Annotated in this window: 12 protein-coding genes; 3 read left to right on the top strand and 9 right to left on the bottom strand. The window is 72.0% G+C overall.

Going from position 1 to position 18,726, the window contains the following annotated elements; all coding sequences use genetic code 11:
- Positions 1 to 50: 50 nt before the first annotated feature.
- The gene (locus tag ACFV0T_RS23765; RefSeq protein WP_385782500.1) at positions 51 to 1,436 is read right to left on the bottom strand and encodes a hypothetical protein; all 1,386 of its coding nucleotides are present in this window, start codon (positions 1,434 to 1,436) and stop codon (positions 51 to 53) included.
- A 66-nt stretch (positions 1,437 to 1,502) separates the two neighbouring features.
- The gene (locus tag ACFV0T_RS23760; RefSeq protein WP_385782497.1) at positions 1,503 to 4,526 is read right to left on the bottom strand and encodes a glycoside hydrolase family 3 N-terminal domain-containing protein; all 3,024 of its coding nucleotides are present in this window, start codon (positions 4,524 to 4,526) and stop codon (positions 1,503 to 1,505) included.
- 239 nt (positions 4,527 to 4,765) lie between these two features.
- Here ACFV0T_RS23760 and ACFV0T_RS23755 point away from each other — a divergent pair, with 239 nt between their 5' ends.
- A complete protein-coding gene (locus ACFV0T_RS23755) occupies positions 4,766 to 6,628 on the top strand; it encodes a lectin (protein ID WP_385782494.1) in 1,863 nt (620 codons plus the stop codon).
- Positions 6,629 to 6,674: 46 nt separating this feature from the next.
- A complete protein-coding gene (locus ACFV0T_RS23750; RefSeq protein WP_385782491.1) occupies positions 6,675 to 7,514 on the top strand; it encodes a hypothetical protein in 840 nt (279 codons plus the stop codon).
- A gap of 8 nt (positions 7,515 to 7,522) precedes the next feature.
- Here ACFV0T_RS23750 and cimA read toward each other — a convergent pair whose 3' ends face one another.
- The 6 genes from cimA to ureA all read right to left on the bottom strand — a co-directional run bounded on the left by cimA (position 7,523) and on the right by ureA (position 15,853).
- Positions 7,523 to 9,127: a citramalate synthase gene (cimA, locus tag ACFV0T_RS23745; protein ID WP_385782489.1), complete on the bottom strand. Its 1,605-nt coding sequence runs from the start codon at positions 9,125 to 9,127 to the stop codon at positions 7,523 to 7,525.
- A gap of 375 nt (positions 9,128 to 9,502) precedes the next feature.
- Positions 9,503 to 11,473, bottom strand: coding sequence for a hypothetical protein (locus tag ACFV0T_RS23740; RefSeq protein WP_385782486.1), 1,971 nt, complete (start codon positions 11,471 to 11,473; stop codon positions 9,503 to 9,505).
- A gap of 350 nt (positions 11,474 to 11,823) precedes the next feature.
- Complete coding sequence (locus ACFV0T_RS23735) at positions 11,824 to 12,432, bottom strand: TetR/AcrR family transcriptional regulator (RefSeq protein ID WP_385782483.1); 609 nt, start codon at positions 12,430 to 12,432, stop codon at positions 11,824 to 11,826.
- A gap of 12 nt (positions 12,433 to 12,444) precedes the next feature.
- Positions 12,445 to 13,488: an agmatine/peptidylarginine deiminase gene (locus tag ACFV0T_RS23730; protein WP_385782480.1), complete on the bottom strand. Its 1,044-nt coding sequence runs from the start codon at positions 13,486 to 13,488 to the stop codon at positions 12,445 to 12,447.
- 14 nt (positions 13,489 to 13,502) lie between these two features.
- Positions 13,503 to 15,173, bottom strand: a complete 1,671-nt coding sequence (locus ACFV0T_RS23725; RefSeq protein ID WP_385782477.1) for an urease subunit alpha — start codon at positions 15,171 to 15,173, stop codon at positions 13,503 to 13,505.
- Entirely contained in the window at positions 15,170 to 15,853 is a 684-nt protein-coding gene (gene ureA, locus ACFV0T_RS23720) for an urease subunit gamma (protein ID WP_385782475.1), read from the bottom strand. The genes ACFV0T_RS23725 and ureA overlap by 4 nt, the downstream gene beginning before the upstream one ends.
- Positions 15,854 to 16,107: 254 nt before the next feature.
- Between ureA and ACFV0T_RS23715 the strand changes: the two genes are divergently transcribed.
- Complete coding sequence (locus ACFV0T_RS23715; protein ID WP_385782472.1) at positions 16,108 to 17,547, top strand: cytosine permease; 1,440 nt, start codon at positions 16,108 to 16,110, stop codon at positions 17,545 to 17,547.
- A gap of 18 nt (positions 17,548 to 17,565) precedes the next feature.
- On the opposite strand, the gene ACFV0T_RS23710 is transcribed toward ACFV0T_RS23715, so the two are convergent.
- Positions 17,566 to 18,654: a branched-chain amino acid aminotransferase gene (locus ACFV0T_RS23710; RefSeq protein ID WP_385782469.1), complete on the bottom strand. Its 1,089-nt coding sequence runs from the start codon at positions 18,652 to 18,654 to the stop codon at positions 17,566 to 17,568.
- Between the last annotated feature and the right edge of the window lie 72 nt (positions 18,655 to 18,726).

The raw sequence follows: 18,726 nt of genomic DNA, 5'->3' as shown, positions 1-18,726 counted from the left end.
GGCCTGGCGCCGTCACGCGCCGGGCCCGTGCCCCGTCGTGCCCCCGTGAGTCAGAAGTCCCCGCCGCCCCCGCCGCCGAAGTCCCCGCCGCCGCCGAAGTCCCCTCCCCCGCCGTCGCCGAACCCGCCGCCCCCGAACCCGCCGCCGAAGTCGCCCGGGTCGAAGTCCGCGCCCGAGAGGTCACCGCCCTCGTAACCGCCGGCGCCGAAGTCGCCGTAGCCGGTGCCGTAGTCGGCCGCGTAGGACGGGGTGGCCATCATGCCGCCGAGCGCGGTGCCCAGCAGGAGGCCGGGGAGGATGCCGCCGCCGAAGTAGCCGCCGGCCCAGGGGCCGTAGGCGGGGCCCGCGTCCCAGTACGGGCGGCGGCCGTACTCGGTGTCGACCTGGCGGACGACAGGGTCGCGGCCGTCGGCCAGCCGGGTCCGGTCGGCCGCGCAGACGGGGACCTCGCGCGGCGCTCCGTCGGCCGGTGTCCAGGCGACGTCGGCGACCGAGGGGCCGTGGCGGGGATCGAAGAAGCAGGGCGGCCGGCGTTCGGGCAGCGGGCGGCCCTCGCGGCGGGCGGCGAGCTGGGCCAGGCAGAAGCGGCCGTCGTCCAGGGCCTGGGTGACCGCTCGGACGTCCTCGGGTCTGCCGGCCTCGGCCATGGCCGTCTTCGCCTGCTCGTAGGCGTCCAGCGCGCGCTCGTAGTCCGCGCGCATGGCGTCGTCGGCGCCGGCCTCCGCCGGATGGAAGTCGAGCCGGTCCAGTTCCTCGCCGAAGGCGGTGATGTCCTCGTCGACCACGACACGCAGCTTGTCGAGGGCGGCCCGCTGTTCCTCCTCGTGGCGCCGGCGGTTGCGGCGGACCAGCCCGTAGGCACCGGCGCCGCCCGCCACCAGGACGGCGCCCACGACGATCAGCCCGGTGGTCGGAACGTCGCCGCCGTCACCGGAGGAACCCCAGGTCGAGGGCGCCGAGCCGCCCATGTTGGTCAGCGCGCGGCCGGTGAAGTCGGCGAGCTGGGTCTTGGTGTCGCGCTCGTCCCCGACGCTGGTGACGAGGTTGGCCACCGCGGTGCGTGACAGGACGGAGGAGTCGGCGCGGGCGTCGAACCGGTCGCCGAGGCGGATCGCGTACAGACCGGTGACGCCGGTGGCGGTGCGCAGGTCGGTGAAGAGGTTCCGGGTGGGATAGCCGGCCGGGAGCACCGCGATGAACAGGGGCTTGTCGGCGCCCTCGATCTGCCGGGTCAGCGCGTCCGCGTCGGCGGCCGACAGCTGCGAGGCGGCTGCCGGGTCGACGTAGACGGGACTCTTTCGGAGGGCTTGCGCGACGGCCGAGACGCTGGTGTCGGCCGAGGCGGGGGCTGCGTGCACCCACACCCCGGCCAGGGCGGCGAGCAGGAGGGCCAGCACCAGTCCGGGGAGGCTTCGGGTCCGTACGACGGCCTTCATGGTTCGAAGCTACCCGAAGCCTCCCAGAACCGGGCATTCAAGCCCGTGGCAGGCGCAGCCCGTAAGTCAGGCCGCTCGATACGCCTCCAGCAGTTTCTGCACGGCCGCGCCGTACCGTCCGGTCAGGAGCAGGTGGTCCGCGTCGGCGAAGGGCTTCGCCACCGCCGCGGTGATGTTCTGCCCCACCTTCTGCTGGACGATCAGCCGTGCCCTGGTGACGAGCGCGCGTCCCGCCTCCTGCGCGTGGGCCCGGTCGGCGACGGCTGCCGCGATCCCCAGCGCCTTCAGCGTCGTCTGGCCGCCTTCCGGCGCCCGGCCGAGCGTCGTCAGGCCCCAGCCGTACGGGAACTGCGGGTCGTACGCCGTGTCGCCGACGTTGATCGGCAGCTGGGCCTCGGACCTGGGCCAGGTGACGGGGAGCTGTCCGGTGAAGGGGCGCTTGCCGTACAGCACGTCCGCCACGCCCGAGCCCTCGGTGCCCGGCAGCCAGGAGGCCACCAGCGCGTCGATGTCGCCGAGCCGGTCGCCGACGAGCTGCGGGCGGCCGGAGACGATCAACACCGCGCACTTCATGGCCGCGCACACCTTGTCCACGGCGGCCTGGTCGGCGGCGGTCAGCTCCAGGTCGTTGCCGTTGCCGACGTCGCCGACGCCCTCCGCGTACGGGGTCTCGCCGACCACGACCACGCCGACGTCGTAGCCGCCGGTGGGCGCGGAGGCGTCCTTGGAGTACGTGACGTCACCGCCGGCCTCGCGCATCCCCTCCAGGATGGTCGTGCCCGGGGTGATGTCGCCGGACGAGCCCTGCCAGGTGATCGTCCAGCCGCCGGTCTGGTTGCCCATGTCGTCCGCGTTCGAACCGGCGACGTAGACCTTCTGCGACTTCTTCAGCGGCAGGACCCCGCCGGCGTTCTTCAGCAGCACCTGCGACTCGGCGGCCGCCTGCCGGGCGACGGCGCGGTGGGCCGTCGAACCGATCTGCGCGGCGCCGCTGGTGTCGGCGTAGGGGTGCTCGAAGAGGCCGAGCCTGAACTTCTGCGTGAGGATGCGGGAGACGGCGTCGTCGATCCGCTCCTCGCTGATCCGGCCCGCCCCGGCCTCAGCGGCCAGGGTCGCGCTGAAGTCCTTGTACGAGTACGGCACCATCATCATGTCGAGGCCCGCGTTGACCGCCGTGCGGACATGGGAGGCGTAGTCGCCGGGGAGCTGGTCGATGGCGTTCCAGTCGCTGATGACGAAGCCGTCGAAGCCCATACGGTCCTTGAGCACGCCGTTGATCATGTCGGCGCGGGCGTGCATCTTGACCGGGCCCAGGCCGTCACCGGCGATGTCGAGCGAGGAGTACGACGGCATGACCGTGCCGATGCCGCGGTCGACGGCGGTCTGGTACGGCGCGAGGTGGACGGCCTCCAGCTGCTGCCGGGTGACCTTGGTGACGCCCTGGTCGATGGTGTAGTTGCCGGTGGTGGAGGAGCCGAACTCGGTGCCGCCGTCGCCGACGAAGTGCTTGGCGGTGGCGAGGACCTTGTCGTCGCGGCTCAGATCCTTGCCGTTCGCCCGCCCCTGGAGGCCCTGGATCACGGTCTCCATGGACTCGACGAGGGCCGGGTCCTCACCGAAGGACTCGTAGGAGCGGCCCCAGCGTTCGTCACGGGTGACGCAGACGCAGGGGGCGAAGTCCCAGGGGATGCCGGTGGCCCGCACCTCGGCCGCCGTCACCGCTCCGGTCTTCTCGGCGAGAGCGGGATCGCGGGTCGCGCCGATGCCGATGTTGTGCGGCATGAGCGTGGCGCCGACCAGGTTGTTGTGGCCGTGGACCGCGTCCACGCCGTAGACGAGCGGGATCTGGAAACGGGTCGCCTGGGCCCGCAGCTGGAAGGCGTCGATCATCTTCGCCCAGGCCGCGGGGGTGTTGGGCGTCGGGGTCGAGCCACCGCCGGACAGGAGCGAGCCGAGGTCGTAGGCGGCGATGTCACCGGGCGTGGTGAGCCCGCCGCGCTCGGCCTGGGTCATCTGGCCGGCCTTCTCCTGCAGGCTCATGCGGGAGACGAGGTCGGCGACGCGCTTCTTCACCGGGAGCTTCGCGTCGAGGTAGGGCAGGCCGTGCGCGTCGACGACGACCTGCGGGGTCTCGGCCGGGGGCTTGGCGCCGCCGACCGTGAGCTTGAGCGGGATGGTCTCGGCGGGTTCGGCGGTCTTGTCCTTGAGGGTGGGGACCCGGATCGTGCGGGAGGTCCCGGAGGCGGTACCGGCCGGGAAGGTGAGCGTGCCGGTGACCGGGGTGTAGTCCTTGCCGGGGGTGGCGGTGCCGGTGGCGGCCGTCTCGTAGGTGACCGTGACGGGTTCGTCGATCGGCACCGAGCCGGTGGTGGCGACGGTGACCGCGACGGTGGCCGTGCCGCCCTCCTTCACCGGGTGGACGGCGGAGTCGGTGGTGACGGAGGCGCGCAGGGACTGGTCGGCCCTGCCGTACAGCTCGACGCCGTCCATGGCGAACCGCCCCTGGACACCGACGGGGAGCGTGAGGGCGTACCCCCACATGCCGGTGAGGCCGAGGACGTGGTCGATGCCGCCGACGGGCTGGTAGTCCGTGCGATACGTGAAGTCGGCGAACGGGATCTCGATCTGTTTCCAGCCGCTGAAGTCGTCGGTGAAGGAAGTCGTCCAGAGCTCCGAGGCCTCGCCGTTGGCGCCGCCGTCCTTGATCTCGAAGGCGATCTTCTTGCCGTTGGCCTGACCGTCCCACCAGAAGCGGATGCCCTTGCGGGCGGACCAGTCGTGGGCCGGCTCGGTCGCGGCGTAGTCGTGGGTGAAGCCGCCGTAGCCGCTGATGTTGTAGGTGCCGGCCAGGACCTTGGCGCCCTCGGGGGCGTCCGGGCGGTCGGCGAACTGGAGGGCGGGCTGGTCGTCGGCGTCGCTGCCCCAGGTGAAGATGCCCTCGGCGGGCTGCCCCGCGAACGGGACCTCGCCCTCGAAGCGGTCGACGGGGACCGGGGGCGGGTCGTCGGCGCCGGCCGCGGTGCCGACGACCGTCAGCGGCAGCAGCGCGGTGAACAAGGTGGCGGAGACGAGCAGGGCGGTTCTTCGCATGGACCTTCCCTCGGCTCTCATAGTGCTCTCATGACTTAGATCACGGCGTGAGTTAACTGGGGTGCCATGCGGGCGTCAAGACTTCACGTCAGAACCGGTACACAAGCAACGCCCGGCCAGAACAGGGGTGTTGTCTCTTCGGAATGTGAACGCGCGACCCCTTGACGGGTATACGAAGCCGTCATTTACTCACGGCTCGCAACGCCTCCCCACCCCCACCTCCAGAAGGGCGGCGCTCCATGAGGAGATCCACCAGAGCGGTACGGCTGCTGATCGCCGGACTGCTCACCACGGCCGGGTTCACGGCGGCCGTGCCGGCCCACGCGGCCGGCGAGCAGGTCACGGCCTGGCTGACCACCACCGACGACAGCGGCGGACGGCATGTGGTCCGCGGGCTCCAGGCCCAGGCCCCGTTCGCCTTCCAGGCGGGTGCCGGCGGCGGCGGTGAGAACATCACCGTCGACGAGAACACCCGGTACCAGACCTTCACCGGCGGCGGCGCGTCCTTCACGGACACCGCGGCCTGGCTGATGAACAGCAGCGGGGCGCTGTCGCAGGCGACCCGGGACGCGACCATGCGGAAGCTGTTCTCGCCGACGGACGGGATCGGGCTGTCGTTCCTGCGCAATCCCATGGGCGCGTCGGACCTGGCGCGGTACGGGTACACGTACGACGACGTGCCGGCCGGGCAGACGGACGCCTCGCTGGCGAAGTTCTCGATCGCGCACGACCTCGCGGACGTCGTGCCGCTGACGAAGCAGGCGCTCCAGCTGAACCCCTCGCTGACGGTGATGGCCTCGCCGTGGACCGCGCCGGCCTGGATGAAGGACAGCGGCCAGCTCAACGGGGGATGGCTGAAATCGGAGGACTACGGGGCGTACGCGTCGTACTTCGTGAAGTACCTCCAGGCGTACCGGGACCAGGGGGTGCCGGTCTCCTATGTGACGGCGCAGAACGAGCCGACCTGCTGCTCCGGGTATCCCTCGATGAGCTGGAACGCGTCGGGTCTCGCCTACTTCACCAAGAGCGAGCTGCTGCCGAAGCTCGCGGCGGCCGGGCTGTCGACGAAGGTGCTGGCGCACGACTGGAACTGGGACGTGTACGACTCGTACGCGGCGCAGACGGTGGACGACGCGGCGGTGCGGTCGCATCCGAACTTCGGGGGCATCGCGTGGCACGGCTACGGCGGTGACGTCACGAAGCAGACGTCCGTGCACAACCAGTACGCACAGCTGGACGCGTTCGGCACCGAGCACTCGGGCGGGACGTGGATCGCCAACCAGCAGCGTGAGGACATGCTCAACATCGTCGACTACACCCGCAACTGGGCGAAGTCGGTGACCAAGTGGTCGCTGGCGGTGGACCAGAACATGGGGCCGCACAACGGCGGTTGCGGGACCTGCACCGGGCTGATCACGGTGCACAACGGCGGCGGCGCGAGCGGCACGGTCGACTACACCGTCGAGTACTACACGATGGGCCATCTGACGAAGTTCGTACGGCCGGGGGCGCAGCGGATCGCGTCGACGGCGTCGGCGGCCGTGCCGAACGTGGCGTGGCGCAATCCGGACGGCAGCAAGGCCCTGATCGCGTACAACGACGGGTCGGCCGCGAAGACCGTGACCATCAACTGGGGTTCACAGCACGCGACCTATTCGCTTCCGGGCAAGACGTCCGCGACCTTCACCTGGTCGGGGACGCAGGGCGGGGGCGGGGAGCAGTCGGGCGCGTTCGTCGGGCTGGCGGGCAAGTGCCTGGACGTGGCCGGCGGTTCGACGGCGAACGGAACCGCGGTGCAGCTGTACGACTGCAACGGGTCCACCGCGCAGCGATGGACGGCGCAGGCCGACGGCTCGGTCCGGGCGCTCGGCAAGTGCCTGGACGTGGCCTCGGCGTCGACGGCGGACGGGGCGAAGGTCCAGTTGTACGACTGCAATGGAACCGGTGCGCAACGGTGGTCGTACAACGCCACGACCGGTGATGTGGTGAACACGGCGGCGGGCAAGTGCCTCGACGTGACGGACAACTCGTCCGCCAACGGGGCGCGGGCGCAGATCTGGTCGTGCACCGGGGCCGCCAACCAGAAGTGGCATCTGCAGTAGGTCCTGCAGTAGGTCCCCGCGTTCCACGGGGGCGAAGGGGGCGGTCGTGCGGCGTAAGCAGGCGGGTGCGGTGGGTACGGCGGCGGGGCTCGGTGGGTATGGCGACGTCGCCCCGACCCACGTTCCCCCTCTTCACCCGCCCGCCGCCCGGCGTACGAAGGCGGCCGGACAGCAAAAGCCGCTGCCCGGCCGCGCGTACGTCCTGGAGTTCACGGGCCCCGGCCGGGTCGGGGCGGACGGCCGCGCGATGAGCCGGACCCGGCTTCGACGACCGGGTCGGCGACGCGTGCCGAGCGGGACGTCGGCCCGGGTGCGACGGCGGGCGGGAGCCCGGGTGCGACGGCGGGCGGGAGCCCGGGTGCGACGGCTGGCGGGAGCCCGGGTGCGACGGCTGGCGGCGGCACTGGCGGGCACGATCGGCGCGCTGGCGCTGCTGAGCGGGTGCGGGGCCGAACTGCGCCCCCTGGCGGCCGTCTACCTGGACGCCTCGGGCGGCCCGTGGGCGCTGGTGCGGCCGTGCGGCGACGACCTCGTACAGGGGCTCGGCCTTCGCGGCACGCCGGCCGCCGCCGCGGACGACGAGCCGGACTCCGCGTCCGGCCTCTCCGGCTGGCGTGTCCCCGGCGAGCGGCACATCGCCGACGCCGCGTTCCCGCTGTTCTCGCCCCCGGCCGCCTGGCGGGCGCGGCCGGCCGGACGGCAGCGGCTGGTGCCGGGGTACACGTACGAACTGGGCTTCATGAAGGCCGAGTACAACTACGAGTACACCGGCCTCGTCACGTTCCGCGCCGCCGACCTGCGCCGGCTCGGGCCCGGCCGGGTGTGGGCCGAGGACCGGGCCATGAGCCTCGGCGAGTTCGAGCGGCTCGCCGAGGACTCCTGCTGAGACACCGGCTACCGCGCGGGCTCCACCCCGGCCCGCAGCAGCCCGTACGTGTACGCGTCCTCCAGCGCCTGCCAGGAGGCGGCGATGACGTTCTCCGCCACGCCCACCGTGGACCACTCGCCGGTGCCGTCCGACGTCGAGATCAGGACCCTGGTCGTGGACTGGGTGCCGTGCTTGCCCTCCAGGATGCGGACCTTGTAGTCCACCAGCTCCAGCTTGGCGAGCTGGGGGTAGATCTTCTCCAGGGCCACGCGCAGGGCCCGGTCCAGGGCGTTGACCGGACCGTTGCCCTCCGCCGTGGCGACGATGCGCTCGCCCTTGGCGTAGAGCTTGACCGTGGCCTCGTTGGCGTGTGAGCCGTCGGGGCGGTCCTCGACGATCGCGCGCCAGGACTCGACCTCGAAGTACGTACGGGCCCTGCCCTCGGCCTCCGCGCGCAGCAGCAGCTCGAAGCTCGCGTCCGCCGCCTCGAACGTGTAGCCCTTGAGCTCGCGCTCCTTCACCCGCTCGACGACCCGGCCGACCAGTGCGCGGTCGCCGCTGATGTCGATGCCGAGTTCCTTGCCCTTGAGCTCGACGGACGCGCGGCCCGCCATGTCCGACACCAGCATCCGCATGGTGTTGCCGACCTGCTCGGGCTCGATGTGCTGGTAGAGGGCCGGGTCGACCTTGATCGCGGAGGCGTGCAGGCCGCCCTTGTGGGCGAAGGCCGACACTCCCACGTAGGGCTGGTGGGTGGCCGGGGTCAGGTTGACCACCTCGGCGATCGCGTGCGAGATGCGGGTCATCTCGCGCAGCGCGCCCTCGGGGAGGACCTGCATGCCGTACTTCAGCTCCAGCGCCGCGACCACCGGGAAGAGGTTGGAGTTGCCGACGCGCTCGCCGTAGCCGTTGGCCGTGCACTGGACGTGGGTCGCGCCCGCGTCGACGGCGGCCAGCGTGTTGGCGACCGCGCATCCCGTGTCGTCCTGGGCGTGGATGCCGAGCCGGGCGCCGGTGTCGGCGAGGACGGTGGCGACGACCGCCTGGACCTGGGCCGGGAGCATGCCGCCGTTGGTGTCGCACAGGACCACCACGTCGGCGCCGGCCTCGTCGGCCGTGCGGACGACGGCCTTCGCGTACTCCGGGTTGGCGCGGTAGCCGTCGAAGAAGTGCTCGCAGTCGACGAAGACCCGGCGGCCCTGGGAGCGCAGGAAGGAGACCGTGTCCCGCACCATCTCCAGGTTCTCGTCCAGCGTGGTGCGCAGCGCCAGCTCCACGTGCCGGTCGTGGGACTTCGCGACCAGGGTGATCACCGGGGCGCCGGATTCCAGCAGGGCCTTGACCTGCGCGTCCTCCGAGGCCTTCGCGTTCGCCCGGCGGGTGGAGCCGAAGGCGACCAGCGTGGCGTGCTTGAAGTCGATCTCCTGCTGCGCGCGGGCGAAGAACTCCGTGTCCCGCGGGTTGGCGCCGGGCCAGCCGCCCTCGATGAAGCCCACGCCGAAGTCGTCCAGGTGCCGTGCGATGGCCAGCTTGTCGGCGACGGTGAGGTTGATGCCCTCCCGCTGGGCGCCGTCGCGCAGGGTCGTGTCGAAGACGTGGAACGAGTCGTCGAGCTCGCTGGTTTCCGTCATGGTGTCAAGGCTCCTGTTTTGGATCTCGGTCTACCGGAATGACCGGCTCCACCGTCCCCCCATGGTCCCTCGCACTTGCCTCCCGGCTGAAGGTGGGCCAGGAAAACGAAAAACCTCTCGCGGGTGCGAGAGGTCTGCGCGCGGGTCGAGGACACGATGGCCGCCCGTACCTGGTCGTACGTGGCGGTCACTGCGGACCGGCGCGCCTGCTGCCAATAATCATGGCGAACGAGAGCACGGGGGAAGTCTGGCACAATCCGCCCCCGTGCTCACCGAGCGTCTCAGGATGCGAGCACTCCGCTGGTCACCATGGTCGCCGTACGGACGTGTCGCCGCCGTCGGCGGTCCGGTCCGGCGGGACCTGGAGGGCCGTCGTCATCGCACGGTCCGCAGGAAGACGTCCGACACCCCGTTGGTGTCCCCCTCCACCAGATCGGGCGACGCCGACTGGAACGCGACGACGGTGCCGTCGGCGTTGACGGAGGGGTGCCGTGCCGGGAGGTCGTTGCGGCCGCCCCAGCGGTCGACGCTGATCAACTGCCTCTTGCCGGTGGCGATCTCGAGCAGGTAAACGGAACGGCCCGAGGTGTACGCGACATGCGTGCCGTCCCCGGACAGCGAGGGCTCCGCTCCCTCGACCCGAGTCGTGGCCCCGGTGTCGAGGTCGACGACGTGGACGTTCCGGCCCTGCCGGAACGCGACCTTGCGTCCGTCCGCGCTGAGGGAGGGTGCCGACGCGTGCCCCTCCGCTCCGGCCGTCTCCAGGGCGCCGGTGTCCAGGTCGCGCACGCAGACGCGGCCACCCTGCTCGAAGGCGATGTACCGGCCGTCGTCGCTGATCGACGGATTGGCCGCCGCTTCACCCCTGAGCGCGCTGACCACATCAGTGGTGCCGCCGTCGAGCCTGAAGCGGTAGACGCGAGATCGCGGGTGCGGGTCGGCGTCGGTGGGGGGCAGTGTGGCGGCGTAGGCGATCCACCGGCAGCCGGGGTCCACGCTGGGCTGTCCCATCCAGGTGAAGCGGACGCCCTGGTAGGAGCCCAGGCTGCTCAGCTTGCCGACCGCGCGGTTGCGGATGTGGACGCCCGGTCCGCCGTCGGGCTCGAACGGCGCCACATAGCCGACCATGCGTCCGCTGGAGCAGGGCGTGCCCTGGTGCGCGGGGCCCTGAGTACCGGAGTCGACCCGGGAGACTCCGCCGCCGGCGTCGACGAACACGTCCGTGTCCTTCGGGTCGTCGGTCCCCTGCGAGGTGAAGGCGACGACCTTGCCCTCCCCCATCGCCGGGTCGTAGGACGCCCCCGGCCGCTGCCGCCCGTCCGAGGTCATGCTGATCCGCTCGGTGACGGACGGCATCGGGGCGGGGTTCTTGCGGAGCCTGCCCGAGAGGACGAAAACGTCCGACTCCCTGTTGGTGTCGCCCGCCACCAGGTGCGACGCCGCCGAACCGAACGTCACCGCGCGCCCTTCGGCAGCCAGCATGTCCGTGCCCGGCTGGGCGTCCGCCGGGAGAGCCGCCCCGAGCCGGCCGGTCCGCAGATCGCGCACCCGCACGCCGTCCTCGCCCGCGACGACGGCGTACCGGCCGTCAGCCGTGGCCGACAAGGCCCGCCCCTCGGCCACGCGCCGCGACTCGCCCGTGCGGAGGTCGTGGACGTACACGCCGTTCTCGGCGTCGAGGAGGACGCGGCGGCCGTCCGCGGTGACGCGGACCAGTTCCGCGGCGCCGAGACCCGTGTCGGCCTGCGTCCGCTCGCCCGTCGCCCGGTCCCTGACGAAGACGTCGCTCGGGTCGTCCTCGGTGAGGCCCGGGAGCTGGTAGGCGACCCGCTCGCCGTCGCCGCTCACCGAGGCCCCGCCTTTCGAGCCCTCCTCGGCGGGTGAGACCAGTTCGTCGGTGCCGGTGGCCGTGTCACGTACGTACAGGAGCCGAGAGCCCTGCGGGCCGCTGCGGTTGCCGATGGTGTACGCGACGTGCGTGCCGTCCGGGCTGATCGACTCGACGCGGCCCAGTTCGTTGCGGCCGGGCGGGTTCTCGGGCCACAGCTGTTCCGAGCGGCCGGTGGCGCGGTCGTACAGGTACGGAACCAGGAACCGGACGCCCGCGGAGTAGCCGACCCGGCCGCCGTCGGCGCTCATCCTCGGTGAGCCGTAGGTGTAACCGCTGCCGAGGTCGATCCTGGTGAGGCCGCCGGCGGCCAGGTCCTTCACGAGCAGGCACGGGAAGAACTGCGCGCAGCCGAAGCTCGGCGCGGTGGACGTGAACGCGACGTGGCGGCCGTCGGCGCTGATCGCGGCGTCGTTCGACGGCCCGTCGGCCTGGGTGCCGTCGGCGGCCGTGCTCACCCTCTCCACCCTGGGGGCGCGCGGTGCGGCGGACGCAGGCGTCGCGGTGAGTGCGGACGCGGGCGTCGCGGTGAGTGCGGACGCAGGCGTCGCGGTGAGTGCGGACGCAGGCGTCGCGGTGAGTGCGGACGCAGGCGTCGCGGTGAGTGCGGACGCAGGCGTCGCGGTGAGTGCGAGCAGCAGCGTCAACCCTGAGCACAGGCCCGACGCAGCTGAAACTCTGGACATGTCTCCCCCTGAGGTCCCCGTGGACGCTTCACCCCCGGCCCGCGCCGAGGGCTCGCTTCGAGGCAAACGCACCGAGCGCTACAGGGTCAATCCGTCGTATTGCGTACAACCAGGGCGTACGCTCAGCTGTCCGCGAGGAGGCTCTCGTCCAGGAACTCCCGTACGTGGCCGAGAACTTGCGTCCGGTCCGTGCCGCGCAGCCCGATCGCCACATGGATGGAGAAGCCGTCGAGCAGCGCCCGCAGCCGGGCCGCGCAGCGATCCGGGTCGACCGTACGGAACTCCCCCCGCGACATGCCCTCGGCGATCAGCGCCACCAGGTCGCGGTGCCAGGCACCCTCGATGGCGGCCTGGCGGTCACGGGCGTCGTCGTCGGCGTTCTGCGAGCGGTTCCAGACCTCCAGCCACAGGGTCCAGTGCGGGTCGCGGTGGCCGTCGGGGACGTACAGGTCGACATACGCGTCGAGGCGCTCGCGGACCGAGCCGCGCCCGGCGAGCAGCCGACCGCGCTCCGCGCCCAGCCGGCCCTCGCTCCACTCCAGGGCCTGGAGCAGCAGCTCGTCCTTGGAGCGGAAGTAGTACAGGAGATGGCCGCTGCTCATGGCGACCTCGCGGCCGAGCGCCGCCATGGTGAGCTTCTCGAGACCGCGCTCGGCGATCATGTCCATGGCCGCGGCGAGGACCTCCTCGCGCGGCGGCGCGTTCCTGCGCGCCCGTGCCGCACCGGCCATCCCTGCTCCCACCTACTCCTGGACCCTCGGCTGCTGCTGGGTGACGCAGTGAACGCCACCGCCACCGGAGAAGATCGTACGGGCGTCCACCAGCGTCACCGTCCGCTCCGGGAACAGACGGCGGAAGATACCGGCCGCGATCTCGTCGCGCGGGTCGTCGAACCCGCACAGCACCACACCCCCGTTGCAGAGGTAGTGGTTGATGTACGAGTAGTCGGCCCAGTGGCCGTCGGCCTCCAGGACGGTCGGCGCGGGCACCTCGACGACCTCCAGCCGGCGGCCGCGCGCGTCGGTCTGCGCCCTCAGCAGGCCGATGGCCTCCCGCGTCACCTCGTGGTCGGGGTGCGCCGGGTCGGGCTGGTGGTGGGCGACCACCACGCCCGGCCGCGCGAAGGCGGCGACGATGTCGACATGGCCGAGGGTGCCGAAGCCGTGCGGAGGGTAGTCGCCGGTGAGGCCGCGGGGCAGCCAGATCGCCTTGCGGGTGCCGAGCTGGGCATGGATCTCCGCCTCGACCTGCGCCTTCGTCCAGTCCGGATTGCGCTCGGGGCCGAGTTGCACCGTCTCGGTCAGCAGCACGGTCCCCTCGCCGTCGACGTGGATCGCGCCGCCCTCGTTGACGAGTTCCGAAGCGTACGTCCGTGCCCCCGCGAGGTCGGCGACCTGCCCGGCGATCTTCGCGTCGTGCTCCCAGCGGGCCCAGTGCTGGGCGCCCCAGCCGTTGAACGTCCAGTCCACGGCGGCCAGTCCGCCCTCGCCGTCGGTGAGGAAGGTGGGGCCGATGTCCCGCATCCAGGCGTCGTCGAGCTCGCGTTCGACGTACTCGACGCCGGGTCCCAGCAGTGCGGTGGCCTCCGCGGCCTGGCCCGGTCCGCACACCACCGTGACCGGTTCGAAGCGGCGCACGGCGCGGGCGACGGATGCCCAGGCCCGGCGGGAGGCGGCGAGGTCCTCGGGGTCGTCGAAGGTCGGGTTGGGTCCCGGCCACGCCATCCAGGTGCGCTCGTGCGGGGTCCACTCGGCGGGCATGCGGAAGCCGTCGGCGGCTGCGGACATGGGGGAAGTCCTTTTCAGAGGAAGTACAGGCGGTTGAGGGAGACCGAGTCGGCGGGCTCGGACCGGACCGGTTCACCGTCGAGGGTGACCAGTCCGGTGCGCTGGTCGACGTCGACCGCTCCGGTACGGGAGTTGAGGCGCAGGTCGGCCGGGCCGATGCCGCGGGTGCCGCGCACGGCCACCCGGCGGCGGCGGGTCGGCAGCCCGTCGCCGCCCTGGTCGAGCGCGGCGCGGGCGACGAAGGCGACGGAGAGGTCGGCGGGGGTCGTGCCGTGCGCGCCGAACTGCGGGCCCAGCACCAGCGGTTCGCAGGTGTCGGTGGCGGCGTTGGGATCGCCGACCACGCCGTACGCCGGGAAGCCGGCCTTGAGCACCAGCTGCGGCTTGGCGCCGAAGTACTCCGGCCGCCACAGCACGATGTCGGCGAGCTTGCCGGTCTCGATCGAGCCGACCTCGTGCGCGAGGCCGTGGGCGATGGCGGGGTTGATGGTCAGCTTGGCCATGTAGCGCAGGACCCGTTCGTTGTCGTGGTCCTCGGGGGCGCCGAACTCGGCCTTCATCTTCCCGGCCATCGCGAACGTACGGCGCACGGTCTCCCCCGCCCGCCCCATGCCCTGCGCGTCCGACGAGGTGATGCCGATCGCGCCCAGGTCGTGCAGCACGTCCTCGGCGCCCATGGTCCCGGCGCGGATGCGGTCGCGGGCCATGGCGGCGTCGCCGGGCAGGTCGGGCTTGAGGTCGTGGACGGAGACGATCATGCCGTAGTGCTCGGCGACCGCGTCCCGGCCGAAGGGGAGAGTGGGGTTGGTGGAGGAGCCGATGACGTTCGGCACGCCCGCCATCTTCAGCACGTTCGGCACGTGTCCGCCGCCGCAGCCCTCGATGTGGAAGGCGTGGATGGTGCGGCCCTCCAGGACCCGGAGGGTGTCCTCGACCGACAGGCACTCGTTCAGTCCGTCGCTGTGCAGGGCGACCTGGACGTCGTGCTCCTCGGCGACGCGCAGCGCCGTGTCCAGCGCCCGGGTGTGGGCGCCCATGTCCTCGTGCACCTTGAAACCGGACGCGCCGCCCTCGGCGAGGGCCTCGATCAGCGGGGCCGGATCGGAGGACGAACCCCGCCCCAGGAAGCCGATGTTGACCGGCCAGGCGTCGAACGCGTTGAAGGCGTGGCGCAGCGCCCACGGCGAGTTGACGCCGACGCCCCACACCGGTCCGAACTCCTGCCCGATGATCGTCGTCACACCGGAGGCGAGCGAGGCCTCCATGATGCGCGGCGACAGCAGGTGGACATGGGTGTCGACGGCCCCGGCGGTGGCGATGAGTCCCTCGCCCGACACGATGGACGTGCCCGTGCCGACCACGACGTCGACCCCGTCGAGGGTGTCGGGGTTGCCGGCCCGCCCGATCGAGCAGATCCGGCCTTCGCGGATGCCGATCGAGACCTTGCGGATCCCCTGCACGGCGTCGATCACGACGACGTTGCTGATCACGACGTCGCAGGTGGCGCGGACGGCGGCCGCCTTGAGGTGGAGGCCGTCGCGGGCGGTCTTGCCGAAGCCGGCGAGGAACTCGTCGCCGTACTTCTGGGCGTCGGACTCGACGCGGACGGTCAGCCCGGAGTCGCCGAGCCGGACGCGGTCGCCGGCGCGGGGGCCGTGGGTGGCGGCGTACTCGTAGGGATTCATGCCTCTGCTCCCAGATATCCGCAGGCGGCGGCCCTGCGCAGGGCCTCTTCCCGGGCCCCCGGCGCGTCCAGCGCCCCGTCGACCAGACCGGCGAAGCCGATCGCGATCCGCTCGCCGCCGATCGGCACGAGCCCGACCTCGGCGCTCTCCCCCGGGCCGAAGCGCACCGAGGAGCCGGCCGGGACCGCCAGCCGCATCCCGTAGGCCCGCTCACGGGCGAAGTCGAGGCGCGGGTTGGCCTCGAAGAAGTGGAAGTGGGAGGTGACGGAGACCGGGACGGTCGCGGTGTTGGTGACCGTCAGCCGGACGACGGCCTCGGGCTCGGTGTGCTCGGGTCCCGGCAGCAGCGCGCCCGGTCCCCCCTCGCCCAGTCCGCCGCCGCCGATCGGGTCGCCGACGACCGCGAGCCGCGAGCCGTCGTCGAAGACGGCCTCCACGTGCACCTCGGTGACCACGTCGGCGACGCCCGGCAGCACGTCGTGCGGGCCGAGCACCGACCGGGCGGCGGCGATGGCCTCCGCGAGCCGTTTCCCGTCCCGGGCGGCCTCGCAGACGGTGTCCGCGATGAGCGCGGTCGCCTCCGGCACGTTCAGCCGCAGGCCACGGGCGCGGCGGGCGCGGGCCAGTTCGGCGGCCCCGAAGAGCAGCAGCCGGTCACGTTCGGTGGGGGTGAGTCTCACGACGCGGCACCTCCTTGCCTTCCTGACATTTAGAGCATCACTCTAAACGCCGGACTCACGCAACCGAAACATTGACGACCGACCTTCGTACCCGTCACATTGAACGTCGCTCAAACATTCCCGCTCAACCAGTGCCGCTCAGCCATTGCCGCTCACACGCGATCGTTCACACACGGTCGCCCGGACGACGCCGCCCGGCCGTCGTCACCCGGAAACCGCCCGACCGTTCCGAGGTTCGTCGAAGGAGACCAGCCATGCCGATAGAACAGCGCGGGGTCGACACCATCCCCGACGAGGAGCGGACCAGCGGTCCGCGCGATCTCGTCTCGATCCTGCTCGGCTCCAACCTCTGCCTCGGCGTGATCATCTTCGGCTGGCTGCCGCCGTCCTTCGGGCTCGGCTGGTGGGCGTCGGTCGGCTCGATCGTGGCGGGCACGGCGGTCGGCACGGCCCTGACGGCCCCGCTGGCGCTGGTCTCCCTGCGCACGGCGACCAACCTCTCGACCTCCTCCGGCGCCCAGTTCGGGGTGCGTGGCCGGCTGGTCGGTTCGGTGGTCGGCCTGCTGCTCGCCCTCGGCTACACCGCGCTGACGGTGTGGATCGGTGGTGACGTCATGGTCGACGTCCTGCACCGGCTGTTCGGGCTGACGGCCTCGGGAGCGTCGTACGCCCTGGTGTACGCGCTGCTCGCGGCCGCCACCGTGGCCGGCGCCGTCTACGGCTACCGGGTCCTGCTCGCCATGTCCCGTGTCCTCGCGATCGGCATGACGGCCCTGCTGGTGCTGGGCGTGATCGCGTACGCCCCGCACTTCACGACGGCCGCGCTGCCGGAGACGGGCGGCTATCTGCTGGGCGGGTTCTGGCCGACCTGGTTCCTGGCGACGGTGGCCGCCGGTCTCTCCGGCCCGATCGCCTTCATCACCCTGCTCGGCGACTACACCCGCTACATCTCCCCCGCCCGCCACTCCTCCCGCCGGGTCCTGCACGCGACCTGGCTCGGCCTGGCCCTGGGCCTGCTGGTCCCGCAACTGTTCGGCACCTTCACGGCGTACGCGGCCGGCGCCGCCCTGGACTACGCGGGCCCGCTCGTCTCCGCCTCCCCCGGCTGGTACCTGGTGCCGCTCCTGGTCGCCGCGTCGGCGGGCTCGGTCGGCAACGCGGGCCTGATGCTGTACTCCATGGGCCTCGACCTGGACGCCATCCTGCCCCGCGCCTCCCGGGCCCGCGCCACGGTGACGGTGGCGGTCGTGGCGACGGCCTGCGTCTTCGCCGGGCACTACGCGTGGAACGCGCAGTCCGCGATGACGTCCTTCGTGCTGCTGCTGACGGCGATCGGCACGCCCTGGGCGGTCATCACCCTCATCGGCTTCGCCCGCAACGGCGGCCGGTACGACGCGGACGCCCTCCAGGTCTTCAACCGCCGGGCGCGGGGCGGGATCTACTGGTACCGGGGCGGCTGGAACCTGCCGGCCACCGCCTCCTGGGCGCTGGGCGCGGCCGTCGGCCTGCTGGCGGTTTCCCTGCCGTCGTACGAGGGCCCGCTGCTGTCGCTGACGGGCGGGGTGGACTGCAGCTTCCTGCTGTCAGGACTGGTCGGCGGGGTGACGTACCTGCTGTGGACGGGCGGGGCGGAACGCGACAGGGCCACCGCGGACACGGAGTCCGGGGCGGCCCTGACACACAGCGAGGTCTAGAACCCCTCGGCACACGCCCTAGGCGAGCTCGTGCATCCAGCCGTGCTTGTCCTCGGCCGTGCCGCGCTGGATGTCCAGCAGGGCCCGGCGCAGCCTCATGGTGACCTCGCCCGGCTCGCCGCCCGACTGCTGCCACTCGGTGCCGTCCCGCTTGACGGTGCCGACCGGGGTGATCACGGCGGCGGTGCCGCAGGCGAAGACCTCGGTGAGAGTGCCCTTCTCGGCGTCGCGCTGCCACTGGTCGACGGAGACGCGGCCCTCCTCGGCCCGGTAGCCGAGGTCGCGGGCGACGGCCAGGAGGGAGTCGCGGGTGACGCCCTCCAGGATCGAACCGGTGAGGGTCGGGGTGACGATCCTGTCGCCGTACACGAAGTACAGGTTCATGCCGCCGAGTTCCTCGACCCACTGGTGCTCGACCGCGTCGAGGTAGCAGACCTGGTCGCAGCCCTTGGCGGCGGCCTCGGCCTGGGCGAGCAGGGATGCCGCGTAGTTGCCGCCGGTCTTGGCGTCGCCCATACCGCCGGGGACGGCGCGGACGCGGTCCTCGGAGACCCAGATGGAGACCGGCCGCACCCCGCCGGGGAAGTACGCGCCCGCCGGGGAGGCGATGACGATGAACAGGTACTCGTTGGCGGGCTTCACCCCCAGGCCGACCTCGGTCGCGATCATGAACGGACGGAGGTAGAGGGACTCCTCGCCGCCGTGCGCGGGCACCCAGCCCTTGTCCTGCTGGACCAGCAGGTCGCACGCCTCGATGAACGTCTCGACCGGCAGCTCGGGCATCGCGAGCCGGCCGGCGGACCGCTGGAAGCGCTTGGCGTTCTGGTCCGGGCGGAACGTGGCGACGGAGCCGTCGGGGCGGCGGTAGGCCTTCAGCCCCTCGAAGATCTCCTGGGCGTAGTGCAGCACGTTGGTGGCCGGGTCGAGCGGAATCGCCGCGTACGGGACGAGCTGACCGTCGTGCCAGCCGCGGCCCTCGGTCCACTTGATCGTCACCATGTGATCGGTGAAGTGGCGGCCGAACCCGGGGTTCGCCAGGATCGCCTCGCGCTCGGTGGCGGAGAGCGGGTTGGCGGAGGGCTTCAGCTCGATCGTGGGCGTCGTCATGAGTAGGTGTCCTTCACCGGTTGTAGTGACGGGCCGCGCTCACGCCCGCACGGCCGGTGGCCAGTGATAGGA

The organism is Streptomyces sp. NPDC059582, from assembly GCF_042735715.1.
Taxonomy (GTDB): Bacteria; Actinomycetota; Actinomycetes; order Streptomycetales; family Streptomycetaceae; genus Streptomyces.
Note: the sequence above shows the minus strand (reverse complement) of the source record. Positions and strands in the feature narration are given on the sequence as shown.

Coding starts and splice junctions, on each gene's coding strand:
- cimA (WP_385782489.1), bottom strand. CDS start 9,127: ATGACGGAAACCAGCGAGCTCGACGACTCGTTCCACGTCTTCGACACG.
- ACFV0T_RS23765 (WP_385782500.1), bottom strand. CDS start 1,436: ATGAAGGCCGTCGTACGGACCCGAAGCCTCCCCGGACTGGTGCTGGCC.
- ACFV0T_RS23755 (WP_385782494.1), top strand. CDS start 4,766: ATGAGGAGATCCACCAGAGCGGTACGGCTGCTGATCGCCGGACTGCTC.
- ACFV0T_RS23760 (WP_385782497.1), bottom strand. CDS start 4,526: ATGCGAAGAACCGCCCTGCTCGTCTCCGCCACCTTGTTCACCGCGCTG.
- ACFV0T_RS23730 (WP_385782480.1), bottom strand. CDS start 13,488: ATGTCCGCAGCCGCCGACGGCTTCCGCATGCCCGCCGAGTGGACCCCG.
- ACFV0T_RS23725 (WP_385782477.1), bottom strand. CDS start 15,173: ATGAATCCCTACGAGTACGCCGCCACCCACGGCCCCCGCGCCGGCGAC.
- ACFV0T_RS23710 (WP_385782469.1), bottom strand. CDS start 18,654: ATGACGACGCCCACGATCGAGCTGAAGCCCTCCGCCAACCCGCTCTCC.
- ACFV0T_RS23715 (WP_385782472.1), top strand. CDS start 16,108: ATGCCGATAGAACAGCGCGGGGTCGACACCATCCCCGACGAGGAGCGG.
- ACFV0T_RS23735 (WP_385782483.1), bottom strand. CDS start 12,432: ATGGCCGGTGCGGCACGGGCGCGCAGGAACGCGCCGCCGCGCGAGGAG.